Source organism: Nonomuraea thailandensis, assembly GCF_024172165.1.
GTDB lineage: Bacteria > Actinomycetota > Actinomycetes > Streptosporangiales > Streptosporangiaceae > Nonomuraea > Nonomuraea thailandensis.
The window spans coordinates 6,979,151-6,994,007 of record NZ_JAMZEB010000002.1; the positions used below are offsets into that span (position 1 = coordinate 6,979,151).

General features: G+C 74.3%; 11 protein-coding genes. 4 read left to right on the forward strand and 7 right to left on the reverse strand.

Going from position 1 to position 14,857, the window contains the following annotated elements; translation table 11 throughout:
• Positions 1-3: 3 nt before the first annotated feature.
• From HD597_RS35945 to HD597_RS35955, 4 genes are all read right to left on the reverse strand, one after another.
• Complete coding sequence (locus tag HD597_RS35945; protein ID WP_253747985.1) at positions 4-2,781, reverse strand: S8 family serine peptidase; 2,778 nt, start codon at positions 2,779-2,781, stop codon at positions 4-6.
• Positions 2,782-3,013: 232 nt separating this feature from the next.
• Positions 3,014-3,967 (reverse strand): hypothetical protein, encoded by a 954-nt coding sequence (locus HD597_RS35950; RefSeq protein WP_253747987.1) that lies wholly within the window; start codon positions 3,965-3,967, stop codon positions 3,014-3,016.
• 117 nt (positions 3,968-4,084) lie between these two features.
• Complete coding sequence (locus tag HD597_RS67285) at positions 4,085-4,204, reverse strand: MFS transporter small subunit (protein ID WP_417629384.1); 120 nt, start codon at positions 4,202-4,204, stop codon at positions 4,085-4,087.
• The gene (locus tag HD597_RS35955; protein WP_253747989.1) at positions 4,201-5,496 is read right to left on the reverse strand and encodes an L-lactate MFS transporter; all 1,296 of its coding nucleotides are present in this window, start codon (positions 5,494-5,496) and stop codon (positions 4,201-4,203) included. Before HD597_RS35955 ends, HD597_RS67285 begins: the two co-directional genes overlap by 4 nt.
• 213 nt (positions 5,497-5,709) lie before the next feature.
• On the opposite strand from HD597_RS35955, the gene HD597_RS35960 reads away from it, so the two are divergent.
• Positions 5,710-7,170, forward strand: a complete 1,461-nt coding sequence (locus tag HD597_RS35960) for a carboxylesterase/lipase family protein (RefSeq protein WP_253747991.1) — start codon at positions 5,710-5,712, stop codon at positions 7,168-7,170.
• A 41-nt stretch (positions 7,171-7,211) separates the two neighbouring features.
• The gene (locus tag HD597_RS35965) at positions 7,212-7,940 is read left to right on the forward strand and encodes a maleylpyruvate isomerase family mycothiol-dependent enzyme (protein ID WP_253747993.1); all 729 of its coding nucleotides are present in this window, start codon (positions 7,212-7,214) and stop codon (positions 7,938-7,940) included.
• Between the two features lie 80 nt (positions 7,941-8,020).
• Here the strand turns inward: HD597_RS35965 and HD597_RS35970 are convergent, their stop codons facing one another.
• The 3 genes from HD597_RS35970 to HD597_RS35980 form a co-directional block, all read right to left on the reverse strand.
• Complete coding sequence (locus HD597_RS35970; RefSeq protein WP_253747995.1) at positions 8,021-8,524, reverse strand: MarR family winged helix-turn-helix transcriptional regulator; 504 nt, start codon at positions 8,522-8,524, stop codon at positions 8,021-8,023.
• A 65-nt stretch (positions 8,525-8,589) separates the two neighbouring features.
• Complete coding sequence (locus HD597_RS35975; protein WP_253747997.1) at positions 8,590-10,263, reverse strand: FUSC family protein; 1,674 nt, start codon at positions 10,261-10,263, stop codon at positions 8,590-8,592.
• A gap of 39 nt (positions 10,264-10,302) precedes the next feature.
• The gene (locus tag HD597_RS35980) at positions 10,303-11,052 is read right to left on the reverse strand and encodes a hypothetical protein (protein ID WP_253747999.1); all 750 of its coding nucleotides are present in this window, start codon (positions 11,050-11,052) and stop codon (positions 10,303-10,305) included.
• A gap of 259 nt (positions 11,053-11,311) precedes the next feature.
• On the opposite strand from HD597_RS35980, the gene HD597_RS35985 reads away from it, so the two are divergent.
• Positions 11,312-12,718 carry an N-acyl-D-amino-acid deacylase family protein gene (locus tag HD597_RS35985; RefSeq protein WP_253748001.1) on the forward strand — a complete coding sequence of 469 codons (1,407 nt, stop codon included), beginning with the start codon at positions 11,312-11,314 and terminating at the stop codon, positions 12,716-12,718.
• A gap of 110 nt (positions 12,719-12,828) precedes the next feature.
• A complete protein-coding gene (locus HD597_RS35990; protein ID WP_253748002.1) occupies positions 12,829-14,724 on the forward strand; it encodes a S41 family peptidase in 1,896 nt (631 codons plus the stop codon).
• The last annotated feature ends 133 nt before the right edge of the window (positions 14,725-14,857 follow it).

Consider the following 14,857-nt stretch of genomic DNA (forward strand, 5'->3'; position numbering starts at 1 on the left):
CGGTCACCGGTTCCGGAGGCGGGCGCGTTCGCCGATGAACGCGAGCAGGCGCTCGGCGTCCCAGCCGCGCACGCGCGTGACGTCGTCCGTCTGGTGGTGGCGGAGCTCGCAGTTGAGCACCTCCCTGGTCCCGCTGTCCGCGGTCACCGTCAGCGTGAACGTGTGCCGCTCGGGCACGGCCCGCCGCCCCTCGGCGGCCAGCGCGGCGGCCTGGCCGATCCAGCCCTGCTTGGCCACGCGTTCCGCGCCGATGCCCGCCGGGTGCAGGACGCCTGCCAGTTCCTCGGCCGACAGGGCGGAGAGCTGCTCGAACGTGGTGATCCCGGCCTGGTGCAGCAGGGCCGAGAGCTTCGGCCCCACTCCCTTGACCCGCTGGAAGTCGTCCTCGGCCGGGACGGTGCCGGCCGGGGCGCCTTCCACCGCCACCTGGTGGCCGGGCCCGCCGGCGTCGTCGCGCGTCCACAGGCCGGAGCGGTCGGTGACGAGGATCTCGCAGCAGTACCGGCCGGGTGGCAGCCCGCTCAGGTCCGCCCGGTGCGTACGGCCGAAGCCTGTGTCGGTGCGCTCCGCCACGTGCTTGCCGAGGGCCAGCCGGGCCGGGACGGTGTGGCAGCGTACGCGCCACGAGCAGTCCACGTCCGTCTCCCACACCAGCGTGGCGCCCTCGGCGCGCGGGTTGACCACGCGCGGGAAGGCGGCGGTGGCGGCGAACTCGACCGCGCGCGCCACGTCCAGCTTCCCGGCTCCCCAGGCGTGATCGGACGCGACAGCGCCCGCCTCCTGAGACCCGTGAGCGCCGACCGGCGCGCCCGCCGCGTCCCACGCCTGAGCGCCGACCGGCGCGCTTGCCGGGTCACCGGCGGGGACCGGCGCGTCCGTCGCTCGATCCGCGGGCCGGGCGGCGCGGCGCAGGAGCTGGCCGGTCTGCTCGCCCGTGAGCCGGCCGAGCCCGCTCATGGCGCGGGCGGCCATGACGAGGGCCGCGGCGCCGCAGACGTGCGGCGCGGCCATGCTGGTCCCGGCCATGAGCGTGTGCAGGAGATCGGGTTGCGGCGGCAGGGCGCTGCCGGTGGAGCGGGCGGCGGCGATGGTCTCGCCGGGCGCGGTCAGGTCGGGCTTCGGCTCCCCCAGCCGGTTGGGGCCGTGGCCGCTGAAGGAGGACAGCGCCCCGTGGCCGAGGCTCCAGTCGGCGGGGCGGGTGGCGTACGAGCCGACGGTGACGAGCCGCCGCGCGGTGCCCGGCGCGGTGACCGTGCGGGCCGGGTCGGCCGAGGCGGCGGCGAAGCGGCTCTGCTCGCCGGCGCGGCGCGGCGCGCGCTCGATCCACGCGTCGTAACGCCCGTGGCGTACGGGGCCGCCGCGCAGCAGCAGCCGCCAGACCCCCGGCTCGGCCCCCTGCCCGGCCGGCCCCGAGATGATGACCGTGGTCGCGGTGTCGCCGCTGGCCGAGGCGTCGTTCTCACTGTCGATCGTGACCCGGCCGCCGTGCCGCGTGGTGAACGTCTGCTGCTCCCCCGGCGCGGTGAACGCCGACTGGGGCCCGCTCGGCGGCGCCACGGCCACGCTGACCCGGTCCTCGCCGTCGAACCACACCTCCACGAACTCGTCCTCGGCGTCCCCCGGCGGGACGACCAGGTCCAGCGCGACGACCTCGCCCTGCGCGATCGTGCCGCCCGCGTGGGTGCGCCGCTCCCGCTCGTTGCCCGCCGACGTGATGACGACCACGCCGGGGCGGCGGGCGTAGGCGTCCAGCGCCCGCTCGGCGAGCGACTCGCTGCAGTGGCCGCCGCCGTTCATGCCCAGGCTGAGGTTGACGGCGACGGGACGGCCCTCCGCCCGCCGCACGACGTAGTCCACCGCGGCGACGAGCTGCGTGGTGCGGCCGAGCGTGCCGCCGGGCTCACCCGCCAGCGCGACCACGATGAGGTCGGCGTGCGGCGCGATGCCCTGGTAGAGGCCGCCGAGCTGGGTGTCGTCGCCCGCGGCGATGCCGGCGACGTGGGTGCCGTGCCCGCCCGCGGTGTCCTCGTGCGGCACGATGTCGGTGGGGCGCGGGTCGCCGAGCGCCTTGTCGAGGTCCTCCTTGGCGTACTCGACGCCGTACGGCACGGAGCCGCCGGCGGTCGCGGGGGCTGACTGGTCCCACAGGCGCAGGATGCGCGAGGCGCCTCCGGGGTGGCGGAAGGCCGGGTGCGTGTAGTCGATGCCGGAGTCGATGATCGCGACGATCGCGCCCTCGCCGTTGAGCGGTCCCGAGCCGTTCGGGGCCTCGACGGCGGCGCGTACGTCGCGGCGGGAGATGTTCAGCTCGGGGAACAGCGGCCTGGACGACTCGACACGCCGCACCGACTCGTGCCCGGCCAGCTCCTCCAGCCTGGCGACAGGCACGCGCGCGGCGTAAAGGCCGCCGCCCGGGTACGGCCGCCCGGCCTCCGCTGAGCCCGCTGCCACTGAGCCCGCTGCCACTGGGCCGGCCTCCGATGGGCCGGACTCCGATGGGCCGGACTCCGATGGGCTCGTGTCCGGCTGGAACAGGTGGACGGTCACGCCGGGCACGTCGTCGAGCCACCGGCGGTCGCCGCCGCTGACCAGCACCTCGACCGTGCCCTCGACCGTGCCCTCGGCAGCGCCCTCGACAGCGCCCTCGGGAGTGCCCTCAGCCGGGTCCTCCCCGGGCCCTGGCTGCCAGCCCACCCGTTCCGCCAGCGCCGTGCCCTCGATCCCGCCCTGCTCCCGGGCCCGCGCGAGGAGGTGCCGCAGGCGTGCGTCCAGCGTTGTCATGCTCTTCCCTGCCCTTGCTCCTGGCGCCCCCAGCGGGACGGCTCGGTCCGCAGGGGCGGCCGGGTGACGGCGGCTCCTGCTGCGTACGTCCTCATGCCGCCCGCGCGCGGCTCGGCGAGTCGCGCGCGGCGCGGCCGGACGGCGGTGAGCCGGAGAATGGACGTGCCGGCCCCGTCGCCGGCCTCCGCGCCTCCTGGCTCACCGCGCGTTCCTCATCGTGCGGCCACCGGGGTCAGGAGTAGATCAGCATCCTGACCGGCGTCTCCTCGACGATCCCCGGCAGGAGGTCGGGGAACCCGAGGAAGCCCGGCTGCAGGTCGGGCCGGTACCACCGGCTGGCGAACCCGGCGAACGGCGGCAGGCCCACGCCGACGCCGAGGATGTCCACGGTGAGGTGGATCTCCAGCGGGCGCGGCCGGCCCTCGGCGGGCCTGGGGTCGGTCGGGATCCGCATCGGGATGATGTTGATGTAGTCGGGGCCGAACGCCGCCGGGCTCGGGCTGAGCGTGGGCCCGGGGGTGACGGAGTTGAGCTCGACGGAGACGCCGCGCACCTGGTAGACGAAGGGCGCCATGACCTCGGCCGCCGAGGGGCCGCCGAGCAGCGACATGGGGTTGCGCCAGAGCACGGCGAAGAGGTAGACGTTCTCGCCGTAGTGGACGACCCTGGCCGGCTGGAGCGGGCCGCCGAAGTAGGGCTCCCGGTAGGGGCCGAGGGCCATGAGGTCGAACCAGAGGTACGGCGGGTTGGTCGGCGTCATCGGCGTGGCGGCCTGGAGGTCGCCGCGCTGGAGCGGGCGGGCCTGCTCGGCCATGCGCGGCTGCTGCTGCTCCGGCGCGCGGAGCTGCTCGGCCGTGGGCAACTGCTGGGCGGCGCGCTGCTGCTCGGGAGCGCGGATCTGCTCGGCCGCGCGGGAGTACTCGGGGCCGCGGGAGTACTCGGCCGCGCGGGCGGGGTCGTGCGCGCGCTGCTGCTCGGGTGCGGCCTGGAACTGGGCGTGGGCCGCCCGCTCCTGCAGCTCGCGGTACTTCTGCCGGTACTGCGCCGTGTAACGGTCGAGGCCGGCCACGGCCTCCCGCATGACCTGCCGGATCCGGTCGTCCGCCAGCAGGTCCCGGGTTTCCTGGTTCGGCTGGAGGTCCGCGATCTGCTGGTGCGTGGCGGTCCTCACGTCGGTGATCGACATTGATCTGCCCCTCGCGTCGGGCGGGCTCAGTGTCCCGCGTGCCCGTCAACCTGGCACGCCCCGCTTAGCCGACGCTGAGGGCGGACTCCTGCCGCCGCTTAGTTTTCGCTTACCGACTCAGCCCGAGAAGAGCTGGGTGAGCTTGAGGAAGAGCTCGTACACCCCGTACGCGAAGGGCAGCCCCACCCACACCCACGCCAGCGCCATCAGCCCGGTGCGCCGTTCCCTGGTGCTCATACGGCCTGTCCTTCCTCCACCGCCCGCACGGGCCGTTCGTGGTGTCTCTCGTGCACGGGCCGGATCAGCTCGTTGGCGAGGAAGCCCACCGCGAGCAGCCCGATCATGATGAACAGCGAGGTCGTGTAGAGCTCGGGGCCCGAGCGCCCATCGGCCTTCTGCGCGTCGGCGATGGCGTTGACGATCAGCGGCCCGAGCACGCCCGCCGTGGACCAGGCCGTGAGCAGGCGGCCGTGGATGGCGCCGACCTGGTAGGTGCCGAAGAGGTCCTTGAGGTAGGCGGGCACGGTGGCGAAACCGCCGCCGTAGAAGGACAGGATGCCCAGCGCGCACACGATGAACAGCGGCTTGGAGGTGTCGCCCGCCAGGGCGATGGCGAGATACAGCAGCGCGCCGACGCCCAGGTAGACGCGGTACATGTTCTTGCGCCCGATCAGGTCGGAGGTGGACGACCAGACGAAGCGGCCCGCCATGTTGGCCAGCGACAGCAGCGCGACGAAGCCGGCCGCCGCCCCCACCGCGACGGCGGCCGGGGTGCCGGTGAAGAAGTCCGTGATCATCGGCGCGGCCTTCTCCAGGATGCCGATGCCGGCGGTGACGTTGCAGCACAGCACGACCCACAGGCAGTAGAACTGCGGGGTGCGGATGGCGTTGCGCGCCGAGACGTCGGCCGAGGTGATCAGCGGCCTGGACCGGGCCGCGGGCGGGCTCCAGCCCTTCGGGGCCCAGCCGTCCGGCGGCACCCGCACGAGCAGCACGCCCATCGTCATGAACACCGCGTAGACCACGCCGTGCACGAGGAAGGTCGTGGCGATCCCGTCCGTGGTCGGGCCGAAGGAGGCCAGCATCTGCGCCGACCACGGCGAGGCGATGAGCGCTCCGCCGCCGAACCCCATGATCGCGATGCCGGTCGCCATGCCGGGCCGGTCGGGGAACCACTTGATCAGCGTGGAGACCGGCGAGATGTATCCGATGCCGAGGCCGATGCCGCCCACGAAGCCGTAGCCGAGCACGACCAGCCAGTACTGCCGGGTGTACACGCCGAGCGCCGACAGCAGGAAGCCGGAGGCGAAGCAGGTCATCGAGACGAACATGGCCCAGCGGGGCCCGTTGCGCTCGACGAGCGTGCCGCCGAAGGCGGCCGACAGGCCCAGCATGACGATGCCGAGCTGGAAGGGCAGCGCGCTCTGGGTGCCGGAGAGCCCGAGCGCGGATTCGAGCGGGGGTTTGAAGACGCTCCACGCGTACGCCTGCCCGATGGCCAGGTGCACGGAGAGCGCCGCGGGCGGCACGAGCCAACGGCTCCAGGTGGGCGCCGCCACGGTACGGGATCGACTGAGGAAACCGGAGGGACTCGCGAACCTCGTGCTGAGTGACACGGAACACGGCTACCACACATACGGTATGCAGTATTTGGCATGCGGACGATCTTTACGGCGAACGGTCAGATCCTGTCGATGAACGGCCCGTAATCTTGGAGTGGTATTCGAGAAAGGCGGCTGAGCATGGGGACGTCCACAGAGCCCGAGGTCCGGATCGCGACGGGGGCCGTACGGGGCCGCGCCGAAGAGGGCCTGTCCGTCTTCCGCGGCATCCCGTTCGCCACGCCGCGGCGCTTCGGCGCGCCCGAGCCCGCCGGGCCCTGGGACGGGGTGCGCGACTGCGCGGCGTTCGGCCCGCCGCCGCCCCAGCAGTCCACGCTCGCCTCCGCCGTGGCGGGGCGCATCGGCGAGAGCTGGCTGACGGTCAACGTCTGGTCACCGTCGCTCGGCACGGCGCGGCTGCCGGTGATGGTGTGGATCTACGGGGGCGCGTACCGGGGCGGCGAGTCCGGCGAGCCCGTGTACGACGGCGCGGTGCTGGCCCGGGAGGGCCACGTGATCGTCGTCACCCTCAACTACCGGGTCGGCATGGAGGGGTTCGCCCACGTCGAGGGGGCGCCGGCCAACCGGGGGCTGCTCGACCAGGTGGCGGCGCTGGAGTGGGTGCGGGACAACGTGGCCGCGTTCGGCGGCGATCCCGGGCGGGTGACGGTGTTCGGGGAGTCGGCCGGGGCCGGGTGCATCGCCGCGCTCATGGCCATGCCGCGCGCCGCCGGGCTGTTCGGGCGGGCGATCGCGCAGAGCGTCCCCGGCACGTACTTCTCCGCGCCGCTGGCCTCGGACATCGCCGCCGTCCTGGCCGCGGAGCTGGGCCTGCCGCCGGACGCCGGCGCGCTGGCCGCCGTCGAGCCCGGCCTGCTCGTCGCGGCGGCCGAGGCGGCGACGGCCAGGATGCGCCTGCACGAGGACCGCTGGGGCGCGGTCGCGCACACCGTCACCCCGTTCTCGCCGGTCGTGGACGGTGACGTGCTGCCGCGCGACCCCTGGAGCGCGCTGGCCGACGGGGCGGGCCGCGGGATCGAGCTGATCGTGGGACACACGAGGGACGAGTACCGGCTGTTCACGCGGACGGGGCGGGTGGAGGGGCACGACCTCCTGGAGGTGTTCGCGCCGGGGCGGGAGCAGGCCTATCGCGACGCCTTCCCTTCGGCGGGGCCCGAGCTGCTGGACGAGCTGGTCCAGTCCGACTGGTTGTTCCGCATGCCGTCCCTGCGGATGGCCGACGCGCAGGCCGCCGGGGGCGGGCGGGTGCACGCGTACGAGCTGACCTGGGAGAGCCCGGCGCTGGGCGGGGCCTGTCACGGGCTGGACGTGCCGCTGGTGTTCGGGAACCCGGGCAGCGGGATGGGCACGTTCTTCCTCGGCGAGAGCGCCCCGCCCGAGGCCGCCGCCGTGTCGGCCGCCTTCCGGCGCGCGTGGACCGCTTTCGCGGCGGGCGAGGGGCCCGGGTGGGAGCCGTACACGCCGGAAAGGCGCCTGACGAGGCTGTTCGACGTCGAGCCCGCCGTCGTGCCGTACCCGGAGGAGGCCTCCCGGCGCATCTGGGCGTCGCACCCGTTCGCCGAGCTCCCGCTTCTCACCTGAGACCACGCCAACCCGAACTTTGTTCTGTAGTGTGGTGGGACATGACGGACATCTTCGATGACCTCCAGGCCGAGTACGAGCAACTCGACACCGTCCTGGCCGCCCTCACGCCCGCGCAGTGGTCGCACCCGTCGGCCGCCGCCGGCTGGACCGTCTCCGACGTGGTCCTCCACCTCGCCCAGACCGAGGAGCTCGCCGCCGCCTCGATCCGGGGCGAGCTGGCAGGCCCGCGCGCCCGCGGCGAGGTGGACGCCATGGCCGACAGCGCCGTGGCCGCCGAGCGCGACATCGCCCCCGCCGACCTGCTGGCCCGCTGGCGCGCGGCCACCGCGTTCATGCCCGCCGCGCTGCGCGCCCACCCCAGGGGCAACCGCCTGACCTGGGTCGCCGCCAGCCTGTCGCCCGCCACCCTGGCCACCACCCGGCTGGCCGAGCACTGGGCCCACGCCCTCGACATCACCGACCCGCTCGGCATCCCCTACCCCGACACCGCGCGGCTGCGGCACATCGCCTGGCTGGGACACCGCACGCTGCCGTACGCGTTCGACGTGGAGGGGGTGGCGGGCGGGCCCGTGCACTGCGAGCTCACCGCGCCGGACGGCGAGCTGTGGCACTTCGGCGACCCCGGCGCGCCGTCCATGATCACCGGGCCGGCGGGCGACTTCTGCCGCGTGGGGGCACGCCGCCTGACCCCCGCCGGCTCGGCGCTCAAGGCCACCGGCCCGCACGGCGCCGAAGCGCTCGCCGTGCTGCGCAACTACGCCTTCTGAGCTCGCCGGGGCGTGGTGGCGACGGCGTCGTTCCCGCCCGGCCGACACGTACGGCGCGGGCCTGCCCCGGCTCGGGGCGGCTAGCCGAGCGTCCCGCCCAGGCGGCCCTCCAGCATCAGCAGCAGCTCCGCCAGGAGGGCGGCGAGCTCCCGCTCCTTCTCGGCGGGCAGGCCCGACAGCAGCGCGGTCTCGTACTCGAGCTGCTCGGGCATCAACCGCATGATGAACTCCCTGCCCTGCTCGGTGAGCGACAGGTGGGCCACGCGGCGGTCGCGGCCGTCCACGCGGCGGGCCACCAGGCCGGCCTCCTCCAGCCGCCGCACCCGCTTGGTCACCGCCGCCCCCGAGGCGAACGTCTCGCGCGCCAGCCGCCCCGGCGTCAGCTCGCCGCCGACCCTGAGCAGTGCGCACAGGAGGTCGAACTCCGCCCTGTTGACCCCGGCGCGGCCGAGCGGGGCGTCGGTGGCCTGGTGGAGGAGTGCGGTGCACCGGTTGAGCCGGCCGATGACGGCGATCGTGTCGAGGTCGGCGTCGGGCAGGACCTTCCGCCACTGGCGCAGCGCGATCGCCACGGCGTCCTCCACGCGCGCTGTCCCTCCTGTGCCTGGGGTGTCCGACGGCTTCCGATCGTACGCGCCGGCGGCCGGGGTCACGTGGACAGCTCCGCCAGCCGGTGGTGGCCCGCCCGCTCGGCGGCGGCGATGCGTTCCTGCGGCAGCGCCGCGCTCCACCACTCGCCCGCCGCGATGTCGGCCGCCTCGCGCAGCTCCACCAGGGCGGCACGCAACCGGTCGCGAGCCACGCGGCCCCCGGTGAGCGGCTCGCCGACCAGCCGCTCCAGCCGTTCCAGCCCGTCCCGTACGCGGGCGGCGGCCCGCCGGTCGGGCAGCAACACGCAGGCCAGCAACCCGGCGGCGGCCCCGAGGCAGGTGTCCAGCCAGCGGTCGGCCACCAGCGCCGACACCGGCTCGGCCCCCGCGAACTCGGTCATCAGCATGGCCATGGGGGCGACGAACACGCTGCCCAGCCAGTAGTTGCGGGTGATCGCCGCCTCGGTGACGAACTGCATGACCAGCACGGCCACGACGAGTGCCACCGCGCCCCACCTCGTCACGAGGACGACCAGGGTGAACAGGGCGACGCCGAGCAGGTTTCCCACCACGCGCTGGAGCGCGCGGCTCCACGACATGGTGGTGTTCGCGGCGAACACGGCCGCCGCCGTCACGACGGCCCAGTACGGCCTGCCCACGCCGAGCGCCATCGACACCCACCCCGCCAGCGCCGCCCCTCCGGCCACCATCACCACGACCCGCCACCAGCGGGCCAGCAGCGCGATCGGCGACCGTGCGAGCCTCTTCCGTGCAACGCGCTCGGCGGCGCCGCCGGCCGGCCCCGCCCGCTCCGCCTGCTCCGCGGCGATACCGGCCAGCTCCGCCTGCTCGGCGGCCTGCGTCGGCGCGTCGCAGACCGGCGCCTCCGGGACCGGGCGGCCCTTGCGCAGCTCGTGCGCCCAGGCCAGCAGCGTGCCGGCATCGCCCCCTCGGCCGCCGACGCCGGTGACGGCGACCGACTCGGCTCGCACCAGCAGCCGCCGCAGCCCAGCGCGCTGATCGCCGGCGCGCAGCAACGTCTGCCACGCGGCGTTGACGGCCGTCGCCGCGGCGTGGCGCTCCTGCTGAGCGTCACCGCCCTTCCCGCGGCCGGGGTCCGCGTCGCGGGCGTGCAGGAGCCGGGCCGTCGCCTCCAGGGCGCGGGCGACCGCGACGCGCTCCGGGCCGTCGGGGCGGAGCAGGCCCGGCGCCATCCCCACCGCCCAGGCCACGAGCCCGCCGAGCACCCCCAGCCCCACGTGCACGGGCACGTCGGCGAGGCGCTGATCAGGCACGAAGGCGGCGCTGGCCGCGATGAAGGTGAGCACGACGTTCCCGGGCGGCCCGATCCTGGTCGCGTCGCAGACCGCCTTGTGCAGCCCGGCCAGCAGCGCGGCCACGGCCACGCGGACGGCGACCGAGTCGGTGAGCGCCGCCGTGACGAGGGCGGCGGCGGTGCCGGCCAGCATCCCCAGCACGACCCATCCCAGCGCCCTGGCCCGGGCCGCGTACGGCAGGCCGTGCCCGTACAGGGCGCACATCGCCCCGGCGGAGGCGTACAGGGTCAGGTCCAGCCGTCCCGCCAGGAGCAGCGCGAGCAGCACCACGGCGAGTGCGGCCACCCCGCTGAGGGCGGGCTTGTGCCAGATGTCGCCGAGGGGCGCCAGGCGCAGCGCGGCTCGGACGGGCATGCGGACACGTGATCTGAACGGGTGGAAGGGGATGGCACTCACCCATAAAGCTTACCAGGTGTTTTACTCGTAAAATAATCCTCACCAGCCGCCGCGCGGGAGGGAGGAGGCGGGCACCGGCACGGTGGACAGGCCGGGGGTGGGCCGGAAGGCGCGGGCCTGGGCGGAGGCGTGGCGGGCGGCGGCGCGCGACCCGGCGAGGTCCGCGGAGCGCCAGATCGCCCCCTGCGTGTAGGACGACTCGCCGATGGCGTCCACGGCTATCTGGCCGCTGATGCGGGTGATGTCCGAGGAGGCGACGAGGTCGAGGCCGATGCGCTGCATGATGGCCAGCGACATGCGGGCGGCCGGCACGCCCGCGCCGTCGGGGGCGCGGGTGGGCAGGGGGGCGTAGAAGACGTCGGTGGAGCCGTGGTCGACGCGGCCGATGTTCTCGGCCGCGATCCAGCTGAGATGCTGGGAGATCGTGGTGGCCTCGGCGCGCAGCCACCGCAGTTCCTCCAGGTCGGCGGGTGAGATCCACACGCGAGCGTAGATGCCGGCGTAGTGCGGGCTGCGGGACAGGGACGCGAAGCCGGGATCGGACCAGATGGACAGGCAGTCGTTCCACCCCAGGTCGACCGCGGCCCGGAAGTGCTCGATCCCGCCCTGCACGTCCCCGACCCGGCCGTGGAGGTCGGCGAGCATCGCGTGGATCATCGCCAGGCCCCAGCGCGGCCCCCGCCGCCACGCCTCGGGCAGCAGCGCCGCCAGTGCCTGCCGCCCCCGCGCCATGTCCCCGTAGACGATCGGCTGGCAGGCCGCGTACAACTCGTTGAAGCCGACTTCCATACCCACCCCTAACCACCCAAAGCCACGCTTACTGATCTTTAGATAGCACGTGTCCCGCCCACCACGACAGCGCCCGCGTCCGGTGGCATGATCGTGCGGAACGCGCGGAGGAGAGACGCTGAACCCCTCGTACGATGTCCTGATCACCGGCGGCCTGCTGATCGACGGCACCGGCGCCCCGCCCCGCCACGCCGACGTCGCCGTACGATCCGGCCGCGTCGTCCACGTGGGCGGCTCCGGGCCGCGAACGGCCTCCCGGGTGATCGACGCCACCGGCCTCATCGTCACCCCCGGCCTCATCGACCTGCACTCCCACGCCGACTTCACCGTCCTCGGTGCCCCCACCGCCGAGTCCTGCCTGTACCAGGGCGTGACCACGCTGGTCACCGGCAACTGCGGCATGTCCCCCTTCCCGGGCCCCAGCGGCAGCCCCTGGCCCGACCTGGCCGGGTTCGCCGCCGCCGTGGACGCGGCGCGCCCCGCCGTCAACCTCGCCCCGCTCGTCGGCCACGGCGCCCTGCGCGCCGCCGTGCTCGGCCAGCAACGCCGCGCGCCGGACCAGGACGAGCTCGACCGCATGCGCGGCCTGCTGGCCACGGCGGCTGAGCAGGGGGCGTTCGGCCTGTCCACGGGCCTGATCTACGCGCCCGGCTCGTTCGCGGCGACCGACGAGATCGAGGCGCTGGCCGCCGTGGCCGCCCGGCACGACCTGCTCTACGCGACGCACATGCGCGACGAGGGCGACCGGCTGATCGAGGCCGTCGAGGAGGCGCTGGCCGTGGCCCGCGCCTCGGGCGTACGCCTGCAGATCTCCCACCTGAAGGCCATGGGCCCGGCCAACCACGGCAAGGTGGCCCGGGCGCTGGCCCTGATGGACGCCGCCGCCGCGCGGGGGCTCGACGTGGCCTGCGACGTCTACCCGTACACGGCCTCGTCCACCACCCTGACCTCCCGCCTGCCCGGCTGGGCCATGGACGGCGGGACCGGCGCCCTGCTCGCCCGCCTCGCCGACCCCGCCACCCGCGAGCGCGTGCTGGCCGACCTGCGGCCGGCCGTAGGGCGGACGTTCCTGCCCGAAGGGGTGATCATCGCCGAGCTCTCCCCCGGCCCGTACGGCGCCCGCGTCGGCGACAGCATCGCCGCCATCGCGCGGGACACGGGCGTGGAGCCGGCCGAGGCCGTGCTGGACGTGCTGGCGGCGCACGACGCCGCGGTGACGATCGTCAACCACGCGATGGCCGAGCGGGACGTCCAGGACGTGCTGCGGCACCCGGCCGGCGCCGTGGCCAGCGACGGCTGGGTGCTGCGGGCCCCCGGCGACGGGCACCCGCATCCGCGCAACTTCGGCACCTTCGCCCGCGTCCTGGGCCCCAGCGTCCGTGGTGCGGGCGTGGTGCCGCCGGCCGAGGCCGTACGGAAGATGACCGCGCTGCCCGCGACCCGCCTCGCGCTGGGAGAGCGCGGCACCGTCGCGCCGGGGCAGGTCGCGGACCTGGCGGTGTTCGACCCGGAGAGCACGGCGGACCACGCCACCTACGGCGATCCGTGGCGGTACGCGTCGGGCGCGCGGCACGTCCTGGTGGCGGGCGAGCTCGTGCTCGGCGACGGCACGCCCACCGGCGCCCGGCCCGGCCGCACGCTGCTGCGCACGGCCCCCGCACGCTAGGGAAACCCCTAGGACGCCACCCGTGGCGGCACGCGCACCCTCGGTGAGAGCGTGCCGGTATTCGAGCGCGGGAACGATTTCCGCGCGGACGACGGAACGGGTGGACGAAGATGACCGAGCCCACGAGCGGCGTCGCGAAGCAGGAGCTGGACGACTTCCTGCGCGCGGCGGACAAACTCACACTCGACGACAGGAGACTGCTGGTCCAGCAGGCGCTGGTGCTCATCGAGCAGAACTACGTGCACCTGCCGCTCAAGGCCGCGATGCACGCGGTGAACCCCGTGCAGCGGCTGCGCCTGCTCGCCGTGCGCCTGAGCAGGCAGACCCCGCAGACCATGGGCCCGGAATGGCGCTTCCACGCGGAGCTGTCCGAGATCTTCCACGGGGTACGCGACCTGCACACCAACTACCTGCTGCCCCAGCCGTTCTCCGGCAAGATCGCCTTCCTGCCGTACCTCATCGAGGAGCACTACGACGGCGACCGGCGCCACTACGTGGTGACCAGGACGCTGCAGGACTTCTCCGCCCCCGGTTTCGGCCCCGGCGTCGAGGTGACGCACTGGAACGGCATCCCGATCGATCGGGCGGTCGACATCAACGCGAGCAGGTTCGCGGGCAGCAACCCGGCGGCCCGGCACGCGCGCGGCCTGCAGTCGATGACGATCAGGCCGCTGCGGGTGCACGTGCCTCCGGACGAGTCGTGGGTGGTGCTGACCTACGTCGGCCAGGACGGGATCCGCCGCGAGCTGAGCGAGACCTGGCGCGTCAGCGACAACCTGCCGCCGTTCGTCAACGCCGACGAGGTGTCCGTCGCCGCCATGGCCCAGGGCCTCGACCTCGGCGCGGACGAGATCTCCCGGGCGATCAAGCTGCTCTACGTGCCCGAGGCCGTCACCCCGCAGGAGAGTCTGGGCGGCGCCGAGCTGACGGCCGAGCCCGCCGAGGAGGGCGCGGACATCCCCACGTCCATGCCCGCCTTCTTCCGCGCCAGGAGCGTCGTCACGCCGTCGGGCACGTTCGGCCACATCCGCGTGTTCAGCTTCGGCGTCAACGATCCGGACGCGTTCGTCCGCGAGTTCTGCAGGCTCATCGGGCTGCTGCCGCAGAACGGGCTGATCCTGGACGTCCGCGACAACGGCGGCGGGCACATCTTCGCCAGCGAGTTCCTGCTGCAGACGCTCACGCCCCGCCCGATCGTGCCGGAGCCGACGCAGTTCATCACCTCGAACCTGAACCTGCGGATCTGCCGCCAGCACCAGGAGAACCCGTCCGGCATCGACCTCGGCCCCTGGTGCCCGTCCATGGAGCAGGCGCTGGAGACGGGCGCCGTGTTCTCCGGCGCGTTCTCCATCACCCCGGCCGGCGGGGCGAACGCGATCGGCCAGCAGTACTTCGGCCCCGTCGTGCTGATCACCAACGCGCTCTGCTACTCGGCGACCGACATCTTCGCCGGCGGCTTCCAGGACCACAAGATCGGCAAGATCCTCGGCACGGACGACAACACGGGCGCGGGCGGCGCCAACGTGTGGACGCACGAGCTGCTCAAGCTCCTGCTCGAACTGCCCTCCCCAGCCGCCGAAAGCCCGTACAAGCCGCTGCCCGGCGGGGCGGGCATGCGGGTGTCGATCAGGCGCACGCTGCGCGTGCACGACCTGGCAGGCACGCCCGTCGAGGACCTCGGGGTGGTGCCCGACTTCCGCCACCGGATGACCCGCAGGGACGTGCTGCAGGGCAACGAGGACCTGCTCGCCAGGGCCGGCGAGATCCTCGCCGGGCAGCCGGTGCGGCGGCTCGACGTGCAGATCTCCGCCGCGCAGGTGACGCTCACGACCGCGCTCGTGGACCGGGCCGACATCTACCTCGACGGCAGGCCCACGGCGTCGGTGGACGTGACGCAGCAGGTCACGACGGTGCCGGTGCCGGGTGCCGGGCCGGCGCACGTCATCCGGGTGGAGGGGTTCCAGGGCGGCGAGCTGGTCGCCTCCCGGACGATCCTGCGGCCCTGACCGTCCGGCGGGCCCCGCGTCGTGCGGGGCCCGCCGCGGCTGCTGTAGGGTGATCACCACTCGAATCAGCGCTTTCCAGAGGTACGCCGCAGAGCGGAAGCGCACACCCCGCGCCACGGGGTGCCGAAGGGGC

What these genes read in the sequence shown, in the direction of transcription:
- HD597_RS35980 (WP_253747999.1), bottom strand. Translation starts at nt 11,052, where the DNA reads ATGGAAGTCGGCTTCAACGAGTTGTACGCGGCCTGCCAGCCGATCGTC.
- HD597_RS35960 (WP_253747991.1), top strand. Translation starts at nt 5,710, where the DNA reads ATGGGGACGTCCACAGAGCCCGAGGTCCGGATCGCGACGGGGGCCGTA.
- HD597_RS35965 (WP_253747993.1), top strand. Translation starts at nt 7,212, where the DNA reads ATGACGGACATCTTCGATGACCTCCAGGCCGAGTACGAGCAACTCGAC.
- HD597_RS35990 (WP_253748002.1), top strand. Translation starts at nt 12,829, where the DNA reads ATGACCGAGCCCACGAGCGGCGTCGCGAAGCAGGAGCTGGACGACTTC.
- HD597_RS35945 (WP_253747985.1), bottom strand. Translation starts at nt 2,781, where the DNA reads ATGACAACGCTGGACGCACGCCTGCGGCACCTCCTCGCGCGGGCCCGG.
- HD597_RS67285 (WP_417629384.1), bottom strand. Translation starts at nt 4,204, where the DNA reads ATGAGCACCAGGGAACGGCGCACCGGGCTGATGGCGCTGGCGTGGGTG.
- HD597_RS35950 (WP_253747987.1), bottom strand. Translation starts at nt 3,967, where the DNA reads ATGTCGATCACCGACGTGAGGACCGCCACGCACCAGCAGATCGCGGAC.